This window comes from Peribacillus sp. NPDC094092, assembly GCF_050279365.1.
Taxonomy (GTDB): domain Bacteria; phylum Bacillota; class Bacilli; order Bacillales; family DSM-1321; genus Peribacillus.
In genome coordinates this window covers 346,039-360,123 of the sequence record NZ_JBNNUC010000002.1, presented here as the reverse complement: position 1 = coordinate 360,123, position 14,085 = coordinate 346,039, and the positions used below count along the sequence as shown (strand labels likewise).

At 43.0% G+C, this 14,085-nt stretch carries 13 protein-coding genes; 4 read left to right on the top strand and 9 right to left on the bottom strand.

Annotated features, from left to right (window positions below):
• The first annotated feature begins 155 nt into the window (after positions 1–155).
• A complete protein-coding gene (locus ACQKNS_RS10735) occupies positions 156–668 on the top strand; it encodes a GNAT family N-acetyltransferase (protein ID WP_427644165.1) in 513 nt (170 codons plus the stop codon).
• Between the two features lie 169 nt (positions 669–837).
• Here the strand turns inward: ACQKNS_RS10735 and ACQKNS_RS10730 are convergent, their stop codons facing one another.
• The 7 genes from ACQKNS_RS10730 to ACQKNS_RS10700 form a co-directional block, all read right to left on the bottom strand.
• The gene (locus ACQKNS_RS10730) at positions 838–1,755 is read right to left on the bottom strand and encodes a peptidoglycan-binding protein (RefSeq protein ID WP_427642748.1); all 918 of its coding nucleotides are present in this window, start codon (positions 1,753–1,755) and stop codon (positions 838–840) included.
• 656 nt (positions 1,756–2,411) lie between these two features.
• Positions 2,412–3,059: a 3-oxoacid CoA-transferase subunit B gene (locus ACQKNS_RS10725; protein ID WP_377401247.1), complete on the bottom strand. Its 648-nt coding sequence runs from the start codon at positions 3,057–3,059 to the stop codon at positions 2,412–2,414.
• A 17-nt stretch (positions 3,060–3,076) separates the two neighbouring features.
• Positions 3,077–3,772 (bottom strand): CoA transferase subunit A, encoded by a 696-nt coding sequence (locus ACQKNS_RS10720; RefSeq protein ID WP_230303876.1) that lies wholly within the window; start codon positions 3,770–3,772, stop codon positions 3,077–3,079.
• Positions 3,773–3,804: 32 nt separating this feature from the next.
• On the bottom strand, positions 3,805–5,190 hold the full coding sequence (locus ACQKNS_RS10715; RefSeq protein WP_427642745.1) for a GntP family permease: 1,386 nt from the start codon (positions 5,188–5,190) through the stop codon (positions 3,805–3,807).
• Positions 5,191–5,967: 777 nt separating this feature from the next.
• Entirely contained in the window at positions 5,968–7,638 is a 1,671-nt protein-coding gene (locus tag ACQKNS_RS10710) for a sigma-54 interaction domain-containing protein (protein WP_427642743.1), read from the bottom strand.
• Positions 7,639–7,702: 64 nt separating this feature from the next.
• The gene (locus ACQKNS_RS10705) at positions 7,703–8,878 is read right to left on the bottom strand and encodes an acetyl-CoA C-acetyltransferase (protein ID WP_427642741.1); all 1,176 of its coding nucleotides are present in this window, start codon (positions 8,876–8,878) and stop codon (positions 7,703–7,705) included.
• A complete protein-coding gene (locus tag ACQKNS_RS10700; RefSeq protein WP_427642739.1) occupies positions 8,875–9,822 on the bottom strand; it encodes a 3-hydroxyacyl-CoA dehydrogenase family protein in 948 nt (315 codons plus the stop codon). The genes ACQKNS_RS10705 and ACQKNS_RS10700 overlap by 4 nt, the downstream gene beginning before the upstream one ends.
• Positions 9,823–10,078: 256 nt before the next feature.
• Here ACQKNS_RS10700 and ACQKNS_RS10695 point away from each other — a divergent pair, with 256 nt between their 5' ends.
• Positions 10,079–10,855, top strand: a complete 777-nt coding sequence (locus tag ACQKNS_RS10695; RefSeq protein ID WP_427642737.1) for a 3-hydroxybutyrate dehydrogenase — start codon at positions 10,079–10,081, stop codon at positions 10,853–10,855.
• 302 nt (positions 10,856–11,157) lie between these two features.
• The gene (locus tag ACQKNS_RS10690) at positions 11,158–12,000 is read left to right on the top strand and encodes an alpha/beta fold hydrolase (RefSeq protein ID WP_427642735.1); all 843 of its coding nucleotides are present in this window, start codon (positions 11,158–11,160) and stop codon (positions 11,998–12,000) included.
• A gap of 55 nt (positions 12,001–12,055) precedes the next feature.
• Here the strand turns inward: ACQKNS_RS10690 and ACQKNS_RS10685 are convergent, their stop codons facing one another.
• Both ACQKNS_RS10685 and ACQKNS_RS10680 read right to left on the bottom strand, forming a co-directional pair.
• Complete coding sequence (locus tag ACQKNS_RS10685) at positions 12,056–12,232, bottom strand: YjcZ family sporulation protein (protein WP_427642733.1); 177 nt, start codon at positions 12,230–12,232, stop codon at positions 12,056–12,058.
• Between the two features lie 685 nt (positions 12,233–12,917).
• On the bottom strand, positions 12,918–13,277 hold the full coding sequence (locus ACQKNS_RS10680; RefSeq protein WP_427642731.1) for a hypothetical protein: 360 nt from the start codon (positions 13,275–13,277) through the stop codon (positions 12,918–12,920).
• A 353-nt stretch (positions 13,278–13,630) separates the two neighbouring features.
• Between ACQKNS_RS10680 and ACQKNS_RS10675 the strand changes: the two genes are divergently transcribed.
• On the top strand, positions 13,631–14,085 hold a 455-nt coding region (locus ACQKNS_RS10675), incomplete at its 3' end, for a hypothetical protein (protein ID WP_427642729.1).

Sequence of the window (14,085 nt, the reverse complement as noted above, 5' to 3'; positions counted from 1 at the left end):
GTAAATTATAGCATTTAATGGGAAACATTCATCTCTTATTTCTATTAAAATCAAACTTCAACACAAAGGCAATAGAACAATAGAATCAAATGAAGGAATCTCGCATTAAGCCAAGAAGATAATATAAGAAAATATAAAATTCAGGGGTGAGTCGGATTTCAGAACGATGCAAAGAAAATAAAATAGAAATAAAACCATGGGAAGAAAAAGACCTGGAATTACTATTTCAACTAAATGCCCCAGAAATGATGGAACATCTTGGCGGACCAGAAAGTATTGAACAAATCCTGAAACGCCATCAACGCTATCTACAGATTGGAGAGAAGGGGTGCATGTATAGCATCAACTCGTTTCCGGAGGCAGAGGCAGCCGGTTCCGTTGGCTACTGGCAAACAGTGTGGAACGAGGTAAATGTGTACGAAATCGGTTGGAGCGTCCTCCCTTCCTTTCAAGGAAAAGGAATCGCATCTCATGCCGTGAAGGCACTGATAGAGAAAATCAAAGCCGAACGAAAATACAAATCCATTCACGCATTCCCTTCGATCAATAATCGTGCATCAAACGCAATTTGCCGCAAGCTCGGCTTCACCCTCATTTCCGAATGTGAATTCGAATACCCGCCCGGGAACTTTATGCGATGCCATGAGTGGTGCTTGGAACTTGAATAATTCTTTAGATGGATAGCGGATTTTTTGCAGGAAGGATTGTTTCGGCTTATGTCGAATTATGCCGGGTTTAGGTGGATTATTTCCCGGGAAAGTCGAATTATTCCCATGGCAGCATCCTAGCCGCCAACATTTCTCATTCACATAAGATGTTTCGTGTTCTTATACTCCATCAAGCAAGCAGATCATTCCATGTTTCTTGACCTGCAATATTATCGGCGGAAATTTTGCTTGCCTTTTGGTATTGAAATAATGCCGACTCGGTATTTCCCCCAAAATCTCCGTCAAGGGCCCCTGGATTAAATCCTTTCATATAGAGCGCTGCTTGCAGGATCCATGTGATATTGCCTGCAGCCCCTTTTTTTAAGGCCACGGTTGCAGACTTGGTTTTAGGTCCCCATTTCCCATCAACAACTAGCTTTTTATTGTATTGCTGATTCAGCTCCGTTTGTAAACCTTTTATAAGGGCCGATCGAGTTTCGGGACCATAATCCCCATCACCCTCAATATTCGTTTTATATCGGCTATTTAACGTTTTTTGTATCGAAATTACAAGACTATCACCTTTGCAGGTCTTCGGCATTTCCATTTTTTCTAGTTTGAAGGGAAGGTGAGGTTCTTTTCCTGCTTGTAACTGTGTAAAAGATAACCCGCCTGTCATCTCCAAATGGGGATAATCCTTGAATGAACTCCAATCCCCGCCCCATTTAAACCCTAAATCCTTACCTATGGCAGCCACACGCTGCCACTTTGAATCAACTGTCCATATCGCCCGCTTGCCATCATCACTCACAATGAAGAAATCAATGGCCAGCCCATAATTATGATAAGATTGGCCTGGTTTAGCGTTCGTCACAATAGATTTAGCTACATTGCTATAGTTCTTTCCGTTGTAGCTGTAAGCTCGCCCACGACCATAAAGCTCAGCTTGTTCTTCCATAGAGCGATGGCCTGCACTTATCTGTACAGCGATCCCTTCAGTATAAGCACGTTCCACCATTTCCAATGCCGATGCCTTCACCACAGGATTCATCCCTTTGCCCATCTTTTTCACTGAACGATCCAATAATGTTCGTAATGCTATCGTCAATGCAATCCCTCCTTTAAAGTTCCCCTCAGGCTTTATATAAGCCTTTTTAATGGAAAAGTAGCATGGTTGGAACATTTTTATATTGCTGATTTTAACCAAATAAAAGAGACCACATTTTGCGGTCTTTGTTTTTCAACAAGGGGGTTCGGAATAGTCTCTCCAGAACCGAAGGCTAGGTTATACTTTTTAGTTCTATGAAAACCTCATTGAATGGAAGAAATTTGCGACACTCCTGCCGAATAACTGGCTAGCCGAGACCCCACAGACGCTTGCGTCGAATAGGCTTGGCAGACAGTCGGCGGAAAGGGAGCGGATTTCTGAAATCAACTGCAACTTTTTTAATAAAAAACTGCAGGAGAAATTTTATCTGAGACCACATTTTGCGGTCTCAGACTGTAAATAAACGCGATAATAATTGATTTTGCCTACAGCTTTTTGAGGGGCTGTAAATTTCGAATGTTTTCTTTCGAACGTAAGGCACTCGCTTTCCGTTCCAATCAACTTTGTTATAAAATTGGATAAAACCACTTTTTTCGTTCCTGCATAACCTAACGAAAAATAATATTATCCAAAAATACAAAAAAATTAGACTACTTCCGTTCGCCCGTTTTGCGAATGAAAGTAGTCTATTAATGAATTATATTAATCTCTTTAACTTACGCCCTAATTTCAATAGATGGGCTTATTGTAAAGTCAGCCTCTGTTTTACTTTTCACTTCATCAAGTGTTACGCCATTTTGCAATTCAATCAATTCCATTCCAGCTTCTGTAAATTGAAAAACAGCTAGTTCGGTAATCAGGCAATGGACGACTTTTTCCCCCGTCAATGGCAATGTACAGCTCTTTTTCACTTTGGATTCCCCATGCTTGTTCACATGGTCCATAATGACAACAATTCGTTTTGCGCCTTGGACGAGATCCATCGCCCCTCCCATTCCTTTTACCATCTTCCCTGGAATCATCCAGTTTGCCAAGTCCCCATTCTCGGAAACTTCCATCCCGCCTAAAATGGCCAGGTCGATATGGCCGCCGCGAATCATCGCGAACGATTCAGCGCTGTCAAAGAATGATGCCCCCGACTTTGCCGTCACAGTTTCTTTTCCTGCATTAATCAAATCCGGATCGACTTCATCCTTTTGTGGATAAGGCCCGATTCCCAGTAAGCCATTTTCTGATTGAAGCATGACATTAAAGTCATTTGGAATCATGTTGGCAATCAGGGTCGGCATTCCAATCCCTAAATTCACGCACATACCATCTTGGATTTCTTTAACGGCCCGTTCTAAAATTAGTTGTCTAGTCATTCGAATACTCCTCCTTTTTATGCGTTAGCAGTTGTAAGCTTTTCAATTCGCTTTTCATAGTCATTTCCTACAAGCACTTTCTGTACATAAACCCCTGAAGTATGAATTTCGTCTGGATCTAGCTCTCCTGTGCCCACGAGCTCCTCCACTTCGACAAGCGTGACTTTCCCTGCCGTGGCAACGACAGGGTTAAAATTCCTTGCCGTTTTCCGATATACAAGGTTACCGAAATGATCTGCTTTCCAAGCTTTTACAAAGGCAAAATCTCCGACAATTCCTTTTTCCATAATGTATGTGCGGCCATCAAACTCTTTATGTTCTTTACCTTTTGCGACTTCCGTCCCTACTCCTGTAGCTGTATAAAAGGCAGGAATTCCCGCTCCGCCCGCTCTTAGACGCTCGGCCAGCGTTCCTTGGGGAACTAGCTCGACCTCCAGCTCGCCACTTAAAAATTGCTGTTCAAATAACTTATTTTCCCCTACATAAGAAGCGATCATTTTTTTGATTTGTTTATTTTCAAGCAATAGACCTAGACCCCAATCGTCGACTCCACAATTGTTGCTGACAATCGTCAAATCCTTTACACCTTTGTTACGCAAAGCAATGATCAGTTTTTCTGGTATTCCGCTTAATCCGAATCCGCCAACGATAATGGTTGCTCCATCCTCGATTTGTTGAATAGCGCTATCAAAAGATGTTAATAATTTACTCATTTTCCATCATCTCCATTCTTAATACTATTCTATTAAATAAACAGTGAAGTTGCAAAAGCTATGATGAACACGGTCACAGTTTTCAAAACCGTAATCGCAAAGATATCCTTGTAAGATTGACGATGTGTCAGTCCAGTAATGGCAAGCAAGGTAATGACGGCACCATTATGCGGCAGCGTATCCATTCCGCCAGATGCCATGGATGCAATTCGATGAAGCATTTCCGGGGTGATTCCGACACTTTGGGCCACCTGCAAATAGTGACTTCCCATTACTTCTAGCGCAATCGAAAGTCCACCTGACGCGGAACCGGTAATCCCTGCCAGCACATTGACGGCGATAGCTTCGGAAACGAGTGGATTGCCGCTTGCATTGAACACCCAGTTTTGAATGACCGAGAATCCAGGAAGCGTTTTCACCACATTCCCAAAACCAACTTCAGACGCAGTATTGAATATGGCAAGCAATGATCCCATTGCCGCAGCTGTTAACCCGCTTGCCAATTTGACCTTGATGCGTCCAACATTCAGAAGCATCGCTGCAATAATACCGATTGACAATGCAACGATCAATGACCAGGATGAAGTGACTGTGCTTACATCGGCAATGTTGAAAGTTTCCTTCAACATCGATGCATCATACCAGTGCTTAACCGAAATGGCACTACGGCTGAAAGCAAAATTAAACGCCACGACAAGGATGAGCGGTACGATGGACAGCCAAAAGTTAGGCAGGTTTTGCTGTTCTGCACTTTCTGGTTCATTAATATGTCCTTCCCCGTAGCCTTCCCCATTTGCCAATGCTTGCTTACGGCGACGCTCTAACCAGAACATTCCTCCAGTGAATACCATGATCGCGCCAATAATCCCCATTAATGGAGCTGCATAGGTATCAGTTCCGAAATAATTCGTTGGAATGATATTTTGAATCTGAGGTGTTCCAGGAAGGGCATCCATCGTATAAGTGAAAGCTCCTAATGCTATCGTTCCTGGCAATAACCTTTTTGGAATGTCTGCTTCTTTAAAAATTGCCGCTGCAAATGGATAAACGGCGAATGCCACTACAAACAATGAGACCCCGCCGTATGTCAGCGCAGAACACGCCAGCACCACGGCAAGAATGGCCTGCTTCGATCCCAGTGATTTTACGATGGTCTTGGCAATGGATGCTGCTGCACCGCTCATCTCCATGACTTTTCCAAATACGGCCCCTAATAAGAATATCGGAAAAAACGATTTTATATAGTTAGCCGCAAACGTCATATATGTCTCTGTATAACTCGGCAGCAAATGTCCACCGGATAAAATGACCGCCAATAAAGTAACGATCGGCGCTATGATAATGACCGGATAGCCCCGGTAGGCTAAAAAGATTAAAAGTCCCAGCGCCACAACAATGGCTAAAATTTGAATCACCAATACAATTCCCCCTTTTCTCCCCTTACCCCAAAGTAATTTCGGAAGGCATTAACATAGAACTATTAATCTCCTAAATTCCATATTTTTAATTTTTCCGCCTATACCATCCAAGCCTGCCTTCCCCAAGTCAGGCTGAATGATCTTGCTGAGTGTTTCCCAATTATTGAGAACGCTTTCAACATTCTGATAATTCAAGAAATCCCTTTTCATTTTACGTGGAAACACAATATAAAATGACAGATAGGCCATTCACTATAGTCATGATGCAATTATTGTGCCAACATAAAAACAACGGAAAATCTCATCTTTTCAAACATTTTTATTAATGAAATCCCTTAAAACTGTCAAGGTTTCTTTACACATAAGTGGAAAAGCAAAAAAAGTGTAAGCCTTTTCTTACACCATTTATTTTTCCATTCAATTTTTGTACGGATTTCCTAACACACTCAATGATTTGGGTTCCTAAGAGGTCGTTAAAAAGTATAAAAGGTGCCCTTTGGCTAAAGGGCACTTCAGAATAGTTTGACTGCAGTTTTTTAGGGGGTGTTATATTTGAACGTTGCGTTCACTACAGGTACTCGCTTTCCGCGGGCGGTCCCGGGGGCCTCCTCGGCTTGAGCCTGCGGGGTCTCCCTAGACGCGCTTTTCCCGCAGGAGTCTCGCACCTTCCGTTCCAACACCTGGACTGTTTTTATAAAGAAAAAACTGCAGGCAAACTCGCTTTTCTTCGAATTTGTCTACAGTCTGAATCATTTGGCTAAAGGGCACTTTCTACATTCATAAACCATATTTATTCATTTTTTCATACAGTGTTGTTCGACTCACTCCGAGTCTCTTTGCCGTTTCTGATTTATTACCAGAAGTCATTTCCAAACACGAAACGATTGCAGCCCGTTCGGTTTCGTCCATTACTTCAGCTAATATGCGGATCGATATGGATTCTTTATGACCCGTTATTTCTTTAGGGAGATGCTTGGAACGTATCAATTCCCCTTCTTCCACAATATTCATTGCGCGTTCAATGATATTCTCCAACTCACGGATATTACCCGGCCATTTATAAAGCCGCAACAGCCGTAAAGCTTGATCACTCATCCCCGTTACGCGTTTTTTCATGAGGTTTTGATACTTTTCAACAAAATGATATCCCAGTATTTCAATGTCATCCGGTCGCTCCCTTAAGGAAGGAACCTGGATTTGCAAGACCTTCAACCGGTAATACATATCAAGCCGGAATTCCCCTTTCGAGACCATTTCCTCCAGATTACGGTTCGTTGCAGCGATTACCCGTACATCAATCGGAACGCTTCCCGTCGAACCGACCCTCTCGATCTCTTTTTCTTGTAAAACACGGAGCAGCTTCACCTGCATATGCAGTGGCAGCTCACCGATTTCATCGAGAAAAATCGTTCCGCCTTCAGCGGCTTCGAACTTACCCGCTTTTCCGCCTTTTTTTGCACCAGTGAAAGAACCCTCTTCATAGCCAAATAGCTCCGACTCCAGAAGTTCTGCCGGGATGGCAGCACAGTTCACTTTGACAAACACGCCCATGGCCCTTCTGCTTTCATTGTGAATGGAATGGGCAAACAGCTCCTTACCTGTTCCGCTTTCACCCAAAATCAACACATTCGAGTCGCTTTTAGCGGCAATTTTGGCTTGACCTTTTACTTCCATGAAAGCAGGACTTCTTCCCATCAAATGATCAAACGTATAGGAGGCTTTATTTCTCTCGCGAAAATCGCCTTTGTACTTTTTCAGCTCTACTTCAAGTGAATTTATCCGCTTGGAAAGAGCGGTAAATTGCCCGACATTCTTAAAAAGAATCTTACCGACCGCCCCTATTAATTTGCCTTCTTTCCTTATCGGGGAGCGGGTCGCAATTATATAGTTATCTTTAATTTTTTGTAATTCAGCGACCTCTTGCTTGCCAGTTTTGGCGACCACATGCATACGGGTGTTTTCAATGACTTCCGTTACATGTTTCCCTATGGAGCTTTCCTGATCGACGCCAAGAAAATCCGCATAAGCGTGGCTGAGCATTTGGACAAACCCTTCCGTATCGACCATCACCAAGCCGTCATAGGCAAATTCGATAATATCCTTAAACAGAAGTTCTTCATGATTATCGATATTAAGAAAATCACTTTTATTATTTGTAAATAATAGGAGATAAATCTGATACTCCTCATCACCCATTTCAATGATGGCTTTTCTGATAATCCCGTTATTATCATTCAAACGGATCGGAGTATTTACAGCTGGCACAAGATTTTTTTCAATAATCAAATTTATTTGCAGATCAAGTTCATTCTCAGCAAAAGCCTCGGATAATACGCGATTGCAGAGAACGATTTCTTTTTCGTTTTTCGTTACCAAAACACCAAAAGGCAATTCTTCCAATATCGCTTTCACTAATTCCAAATGAATCGTTTTATTATCGCTGGCCATTCCTATTCTCCTTAACCCGTCTGAAGTTTCCTCCATTATATCATAGGAAAATGTGGCCAAGTCATTACCGTTCCACAATCAGCGCAGTTCCCTGTCCGCCACCGATACATAATGTGGCAAGGCCGGTTTTTGCATCCCTTCGCATCATTTCATACAATAATGTCACTAAGATGCGGGCACCGGAAGCACCTACAGGATGACCCAGAGCGATCGCACCGCCATTTACATTCACTTTCTCCGGCTTCAGTTCAAGGTCTTTAAGCACGGCGAGAGATTGAGCCGCAAAAGCTTCATTCACTTCCATCAAATCAAGATCATCTATTGTCATGCCCGCTTTTGCCAATGCCTTCCTTGTCGCAGGCACAGGACCGTATCCCATGATTTTCGGATCTAGCGCAGCGTTTGCATATGACTTAATTGTCGCTAATGCTTCCAGTCCCAGCTCGTCCGCTTTTTCTTTAGACATCAGGACTAACATCGCACCCCCATCATTGATTCCGGATGCATTTCCTGCCGTGACCGTTCCATTTTCCTTAAACGCAGGACGCAGCTTTGCTAGCTGGTCGATCGTCAGCCCATGACGCGGGTGTTCATCTTGGTCCACCAAGATCGTCTTTCCTCTGCGTTTATATTCAACAGGTGCGATTTCATCTGCAAATCGCCCTTCAAGCTGTGCCCTTTCAGCCTTCATTTGGCTATCTAAAGCAAATTCGTCCTGCTTTTCACGGCTGATTTCCCACTGCTCGGCGATATTTTCCGCTGTCACGCCCATATGATATTGATTAAATACATCCGTTAAGGCGTCATATGTCATGGAATCGACTGCTTCGGCATTCCCCATTTTCTGTCCAAAACGATAATTTGGAAGTAAATATGGAGCATTGCTCATGCTTTCAATCCCACCGGCAAGAATCACATCAGCATCACCAAGGGCAATGAATTGCGCTCCCATTATTACCGTACGAAGGCCAGATCCGCAAAGTTTATTAATGGCCATGGCCGGCGTTGTTTCCGGTATTCCTGCATGAATCGCAACCTGACGTGCCACATTTTGCCCTAATCCAGCAGATAGAATATTTCCTACCAATACCTCATCGATCAAGTCAGCCGAGATATTTGCCCGCTTTATCGCTTCCTTGGCGGCCACAACTCCCAAGTCAACCGCCGACACATTGGCAAGACTGCCTCCAAATGCACCAACTGGTGTTCTTGCTGCCCCTACGATCACTACTTCTCTCATAATACTTCCTCCTTCTCCATTTTTAATTTTCCCAGTTTAATAAAATTACGGTCCCTCTCATTGATTTTCTGGGAAACGGCAGAACCTTCATACGTAAAAATCCCTTCTCCCGACTTCGTCCCAAGCTTTCCCTTAGCCACCAAATCACGAATCAAATCAGGGGCTTCCTTACTTTGATCCAATACCGGTGAAACATTATCAAAAACGCGCTGCCATGTATCCAGTCCGCCAAAATCAGCAATCTCGATCGGCCCAGTAAATGCCCATCGAAAACCTGGTCCAGCCGTTATCGCCGTATCGATATCCTCAGCATCGGCAACGCCCTCTTTTAATAGATAAAAGGCTTCCCTCATCAAGGCAGTCTGGAGACGATTGGCGATGAATCCTGCTATTTCTTTTTTCAATAGAATCGGAGACTTGCCGATTTTACGCATTAAATCCATTGTTGCCTTAATGATTTCAGGCTTTGTATCATCATGCTGAACAATTTCAACCAACGGAACCAAATGGCCGGGATTAAAGAAATGCGTGATGACCATTCTGTCCGCAAACGAGGCCTTCTCCATCAATTGAGAAATCGGGAAGGTCGATGTATTTGAAGCAACAATGGCATCCGGTTTGATTATTTCCTCCAATTGCTGATATAAATTCAACTTCAGCCCGATGACTTCCGGAATCGCCTCAATGATAAAGTCGGCATCCCTTACAGCCCCTTCCAAATCTACACTATACGTAATATTCGCTAGTGCATCTTGCTTTTCCTGATCAGTCAAGGCCCCTTCCTCAATGAGCAGTGAAAGATTCTCGGAAATCCGATTTTGGGCATGGCATAGCAACTCTTCCTTTATATCGTTAATGGTGACGAAATACCCGCTAACTGCAAAAGACTGAGCGATCCCGCTCCCCATAACACCTGAACCGATAATGGCTATTTTTTTAATCATCCAGCTTCCCCTTTCCGTTTCCATTTCCTTTATTTACTCACCTTTTTATCTATGCAATATTTATGCCAACGATAAGGGAAAATAAAATTCTTTTTTTATCTTGAAAATCATGATAGACTCTTACTCATTAACCTAAACCATATTTTTATAACCTTCCCTTTATATTTCCACTGAAGTTTACCTTGTGAAATATTCCCTATTTACGACATAAAATGACAGAACAGGACCATTACATTTTTTATTGGAGGAATGTATCATGGTTAAAGATAAAGTGGCGATCATTACCGGATCTGCTAGAGGAATCGGTTTTGAGATTGGAAAGATATTCGCTGAAAATGGCGCAAAGGTCGTTTTGTCCGACCTTGATCAAAATACAGTGGAAAAATCCGCCTTAGATCTAAGGAACAAAGGCTTGGAAGTTATCGGCTTAAAAGCTGACGTAACAAGTGAAGAGGATATTATCCAACTGATCCAACAAGCTAAAGACAAATACGGACGAATCGATATTTTCATCAATAACGCCGGCCTACAGCATGTTGCTCCAATCGAGGAGTTTCCAACTGAAAAATTCGAACTGATGATCAAAATCATGCTGACCGCGCCATTCATTTCCATCAAGAACGTTTTGCCGATCATGAAAGAACAAGGCTTCGGCAGAATCATCAACATCTCTTCCATTAACGGCCTGATTGGATTTGCCAACAAAGCAGCGTACAATAGTGCCAAACACGGTGTAATCGGATTAACGAAAGTCGCCGCCTTGGAAAGCGCCTCTTTTGGCATTACCGTCAATGCCCTTTGCCCAGGATACGTAGACACACCTCTCGTCCGCGGTCAATTGGAGGATCTGGCGAAAACAAGACAAGTCCCGCTGGAAAGCGTTTTGGAAGAGGTCATCTATCCCCTTGTCCCGCAAAACCGCTTACTCGATGTAAGTGAAATTGCCGACTACGCCATTTTCCTCGCAAGCGATAAAGCACGGGGCATCACAGGCCAGGCAGTCGTATTGGACGGCGGATATACAGCTCAATAAATGGAAACTGCATCTGCAATAAACCCCGAATACATGCCACCAAAAGAGGTGCTCTGTATTCGGGGTTTTCTGTCTTCATGGACCTGTGGAAAAATTTGGTGGTACAAAGACCTTGCACATGTTACAGTAATGTAGGGATATTTCCCATTTTACAAATATAAAAGGAGGCCTCGTCATGATTATTAAGTGGGTCAGACTGCGATAATTAAAAGCGCAGGCCAAACATCATGCTCCGGAAAGAATTTATTGATCTGCGCCATGGTAACGGCTATTAGATAATATTTAATACGGAGGTAAAAAACATGAGTGAACAGATACTGAAAATAAATAAAGTGGATATATGTACGGAAAGTTTTGGAAACCGTAAGGACCCTGCTGTGCTTTTGATCATGGGTGCGATGTCTTCATTAGACTGGTGGGATGATGACTTCTGTCTCCGCCTCGCCGATTCGGGAAGGTTCGTCATTCGGTACGATCATCGGGATCTCGGACGATCGGTCAGTTATGAACCCGGTACCTCCAACTATACAATAACGGACATGGCTGACGATGCCGCGGGTGTCCTGGACGCTTATTCCATAGAGCGGGCGTCTATCGTCGGGATGTCCCTAGGCGGTATGATCGGCCAGATTCTTGCATTAAGACACCCGGAACGCGTGGCTACGCTTACGCTAATTGCATCAAGTGTCTTCGGGACTGTAATGGAAAAACTGCCTCCAATGGACCAAAGCATATTGGATCATCATGCGAAGAGTGCTTCCATGGATTGGTCAAATCGGGAGGCGGTCATCGCTTTTCTTGCGGATGGATGGAAAACCTTAGCAGGTTCCAAGCCCTATGAGCAGGAAAGGATGTATAAACTGGCAAAAAGAGAGGCGGACCGCGCCAAACAGCTACCGAGCAGATTTAATCATGCTTTGCTTGCCGGCGGAGACGAATATTATGATAGAATGGGTGAGATATCCGTACCTGTCCTCATTATTCATGGCACGGAAGATCCTGCCTTGCCATACGAGCACGGGCTTGCCCTTGCAAAAGCCATCCCTCATGCAGAATTAGTGGCTCTTGATGGATCAGGTCATGAGATTCATAGTGAAGATTGGGATGAAATTATCGATTCAGTCATTAAGCTTACTTCACGATAAATTTGACATAAAAGAAGCCGACCAATAAAGGTCGGCTTTTTTTATAATATTTCTTTTAGCAGAAACCGCCATATCCCTGTACGGGGCTGCAGCCGCCGTAACCTCCGTCACCGCCGAAACAAGCCGCTCCAACGATGATTAAGAGTATAAACAAAACGACTATGAAAGCGAAGCCGCCGCCGAATCCACCAATATCATTACAACTACTTGATTCATGACCACAATTTGACAATAGAAACATCTCCTTATTCGTTTTAGGAGGAAGAAATTAAATGGGTTAATTCAACTTATGTTCCAATTAGGATAATGACACAAAAATCTCCGGAAACTTTTTATCACCACCCTCACGACCCGAAATAAACAGGGTTCCCTCTATAACCCTCATAGATAAACGAAATTTCGTAAGTCTCCTTAAAAAGAGCCTAGGACTTTTTTGTTCACTTCCCAAAAGTCGAGCAAAGAAGCCCTTTTTGGTTAATCAGTATTTTCTCAGGCACTGCTTTACAATGTTTAACTTTTTGCCTCCCTTTTGGATTCATCCATTTCTTTACCGCTTTCATACTTCCGTAAATGCTAAATGATAAACCTATAAATATTTACCGTTTGTCTGGAAAAATAAGTAACCTGTCCAAGCAATTGCCTGAATTTATTAATACTATATTTTGTAACTACTCGAAAATAATTTTGGCAGTGTTTAGTACGGTTCGATACTACACTCCGTTTCATTTTCGAAAAAAAATAGTTACAAGAAAGGATTGAGATTTCATGGGAAATTTCGGTAAAAGTAATCCAATGCACAGCAACTGGGGTTCTGCATGTTCCGACAGCGACTGGTTTGGAAGTGATTCAAGATTCGGTGATGATTCAAGATCTGATCGTCATTCAAAATGTAAAAAATCATGTAAGGTTTGTAAGTCTCACGACGCTGATGCTTGCGATTGCAATTTTAAAGCTCCAGCTCGCCAACTCGCTGCACCATTAAACAGCGACTGTGTCCTAGTCAATTCCGTTGTAGGCTCAAAAGCGGTACAAAAAGTTGCAGAAGCAACACTTCCTTTTACCGCGTTTACTCCAGCTATACCAGCCGGATCCACTATTGTTTCGGTATCTGTAGTACCGAATGTAGCTGGTGTTACACGTAACACGACAATCATAAGGGACAAAGTCGTTAACATCGGGCTTATTCCTGTAACGATTACGGTAACATTTTTGGCACCAGGATCAACAACACCTGCAACAGCGACACTTACAACGAGTTTACCATTCCAGGAGCACACAGATTTTCCAGGTGCATGCCCTGAGGATACAGTAATAGAACCCCCATTAGTATTAGAAGGGATCTTTGCTCAACCAGGCGTTCCAGTCATCGGCACAACGGGACTTGTTACTACCAATGCCATTTTAGTCAAGATTGTACTACGCACTACAATTACAGTGACTCGACCAGTTATTGTAGATAAACACGGTGGTATTTGCGACGTAAATGAACGTCGTTGTGAAACTACAACAACTCCAACAACTACTACTCTTCCTGCTCCGTAAATAACGGTGCTGAGTAGTTTCTAATCTTGACTAGCAAAGCCCTCTCTAAATCGAGAAGGCTTTGCCTTTATTTATAGGATAGGAAGGAGTGACATTTCTATGTCTTATCACGAGGATTGTTGGAAGAAAAATCACTGCGATAATGAACATCACCACGATTGGTGTAAGAATGAATGCTGCGATGAGGACCATCAACACGATTGGTGGAAGAAAGATTGCTGCGATGAGGACCATCAACACGATTGGTGGAAGAAAGATTGCTGTGATGAGGACCATCAACACGACTGGTGGAAGAAGAAATGCTGCGATGAAAACCATCACCACGATTGGTGGAAGAAGAAAAGCTGTGATGAGGAACATCACGATTGCTGCAAGAAGAAAAAACACTGCGATAATGAACATCATGATTGCTGCAAGAAGAAAAAACACTGCGATAATGAACATCATGATTGCTGCAAGAAGAAAAAACACTGCGATAATGAACATCATGATTGCTGCAAGAAGAAAAAACACTGCGATAATGAACATCACGATTGCTGCAAG

Coding starts and splice junctions, on each gene's coding strand:
- ACQKNS_RS10710 (WP_427642743.1), bottom strand. CDS start 7,638: ATGGCCAGCGATAATAAAACGATTCATTTGGAATTAGTGAAAGCGATA.
- ACQKNS_RS10690 (WP_427642735.1), top strand. CDS start 11,158: ATGAGTGAACAGATACTGAAAATAAATAAAGTGGATATATGTACGGAA.
- ACQKNS_RS10695 (WP_427642737.1), top strand. CDS start 10,079: ATGGTTAAAGATAAAGTGGCGATCATTACCGGATCTGCTAGAGGAATC.
- ACQKNS_RS10705 (WP_427642741.1), bottom strand. CDS start 8,878: ATGAGAGAAGTAGTGATCGTAGGGGCAGCAAGAACACCAGTTGGTGCA.
- ACQKNS_RS10725 (WP_377401247.1), bottom strand. CDS start 3,059: ATGACTAGACAACTAATTTTAGAACGGGCCGTTAAAGAAATCCAAGAT.
- ACQKNS_RS10700 (WP_427642739.1), bottom strand. CDS start 9,822: ATGATTAAAAAAATAGCCATTATCGGTTCAGGTGTTATGGGGAGCGGG.
- ACQKNS_RS10720 (WP_230303876.1), bottom strand. CDS start 3,772: ATGAGTAAATTATTAACATCTTTTGATAGCGCTATTCAACAAATCGAG.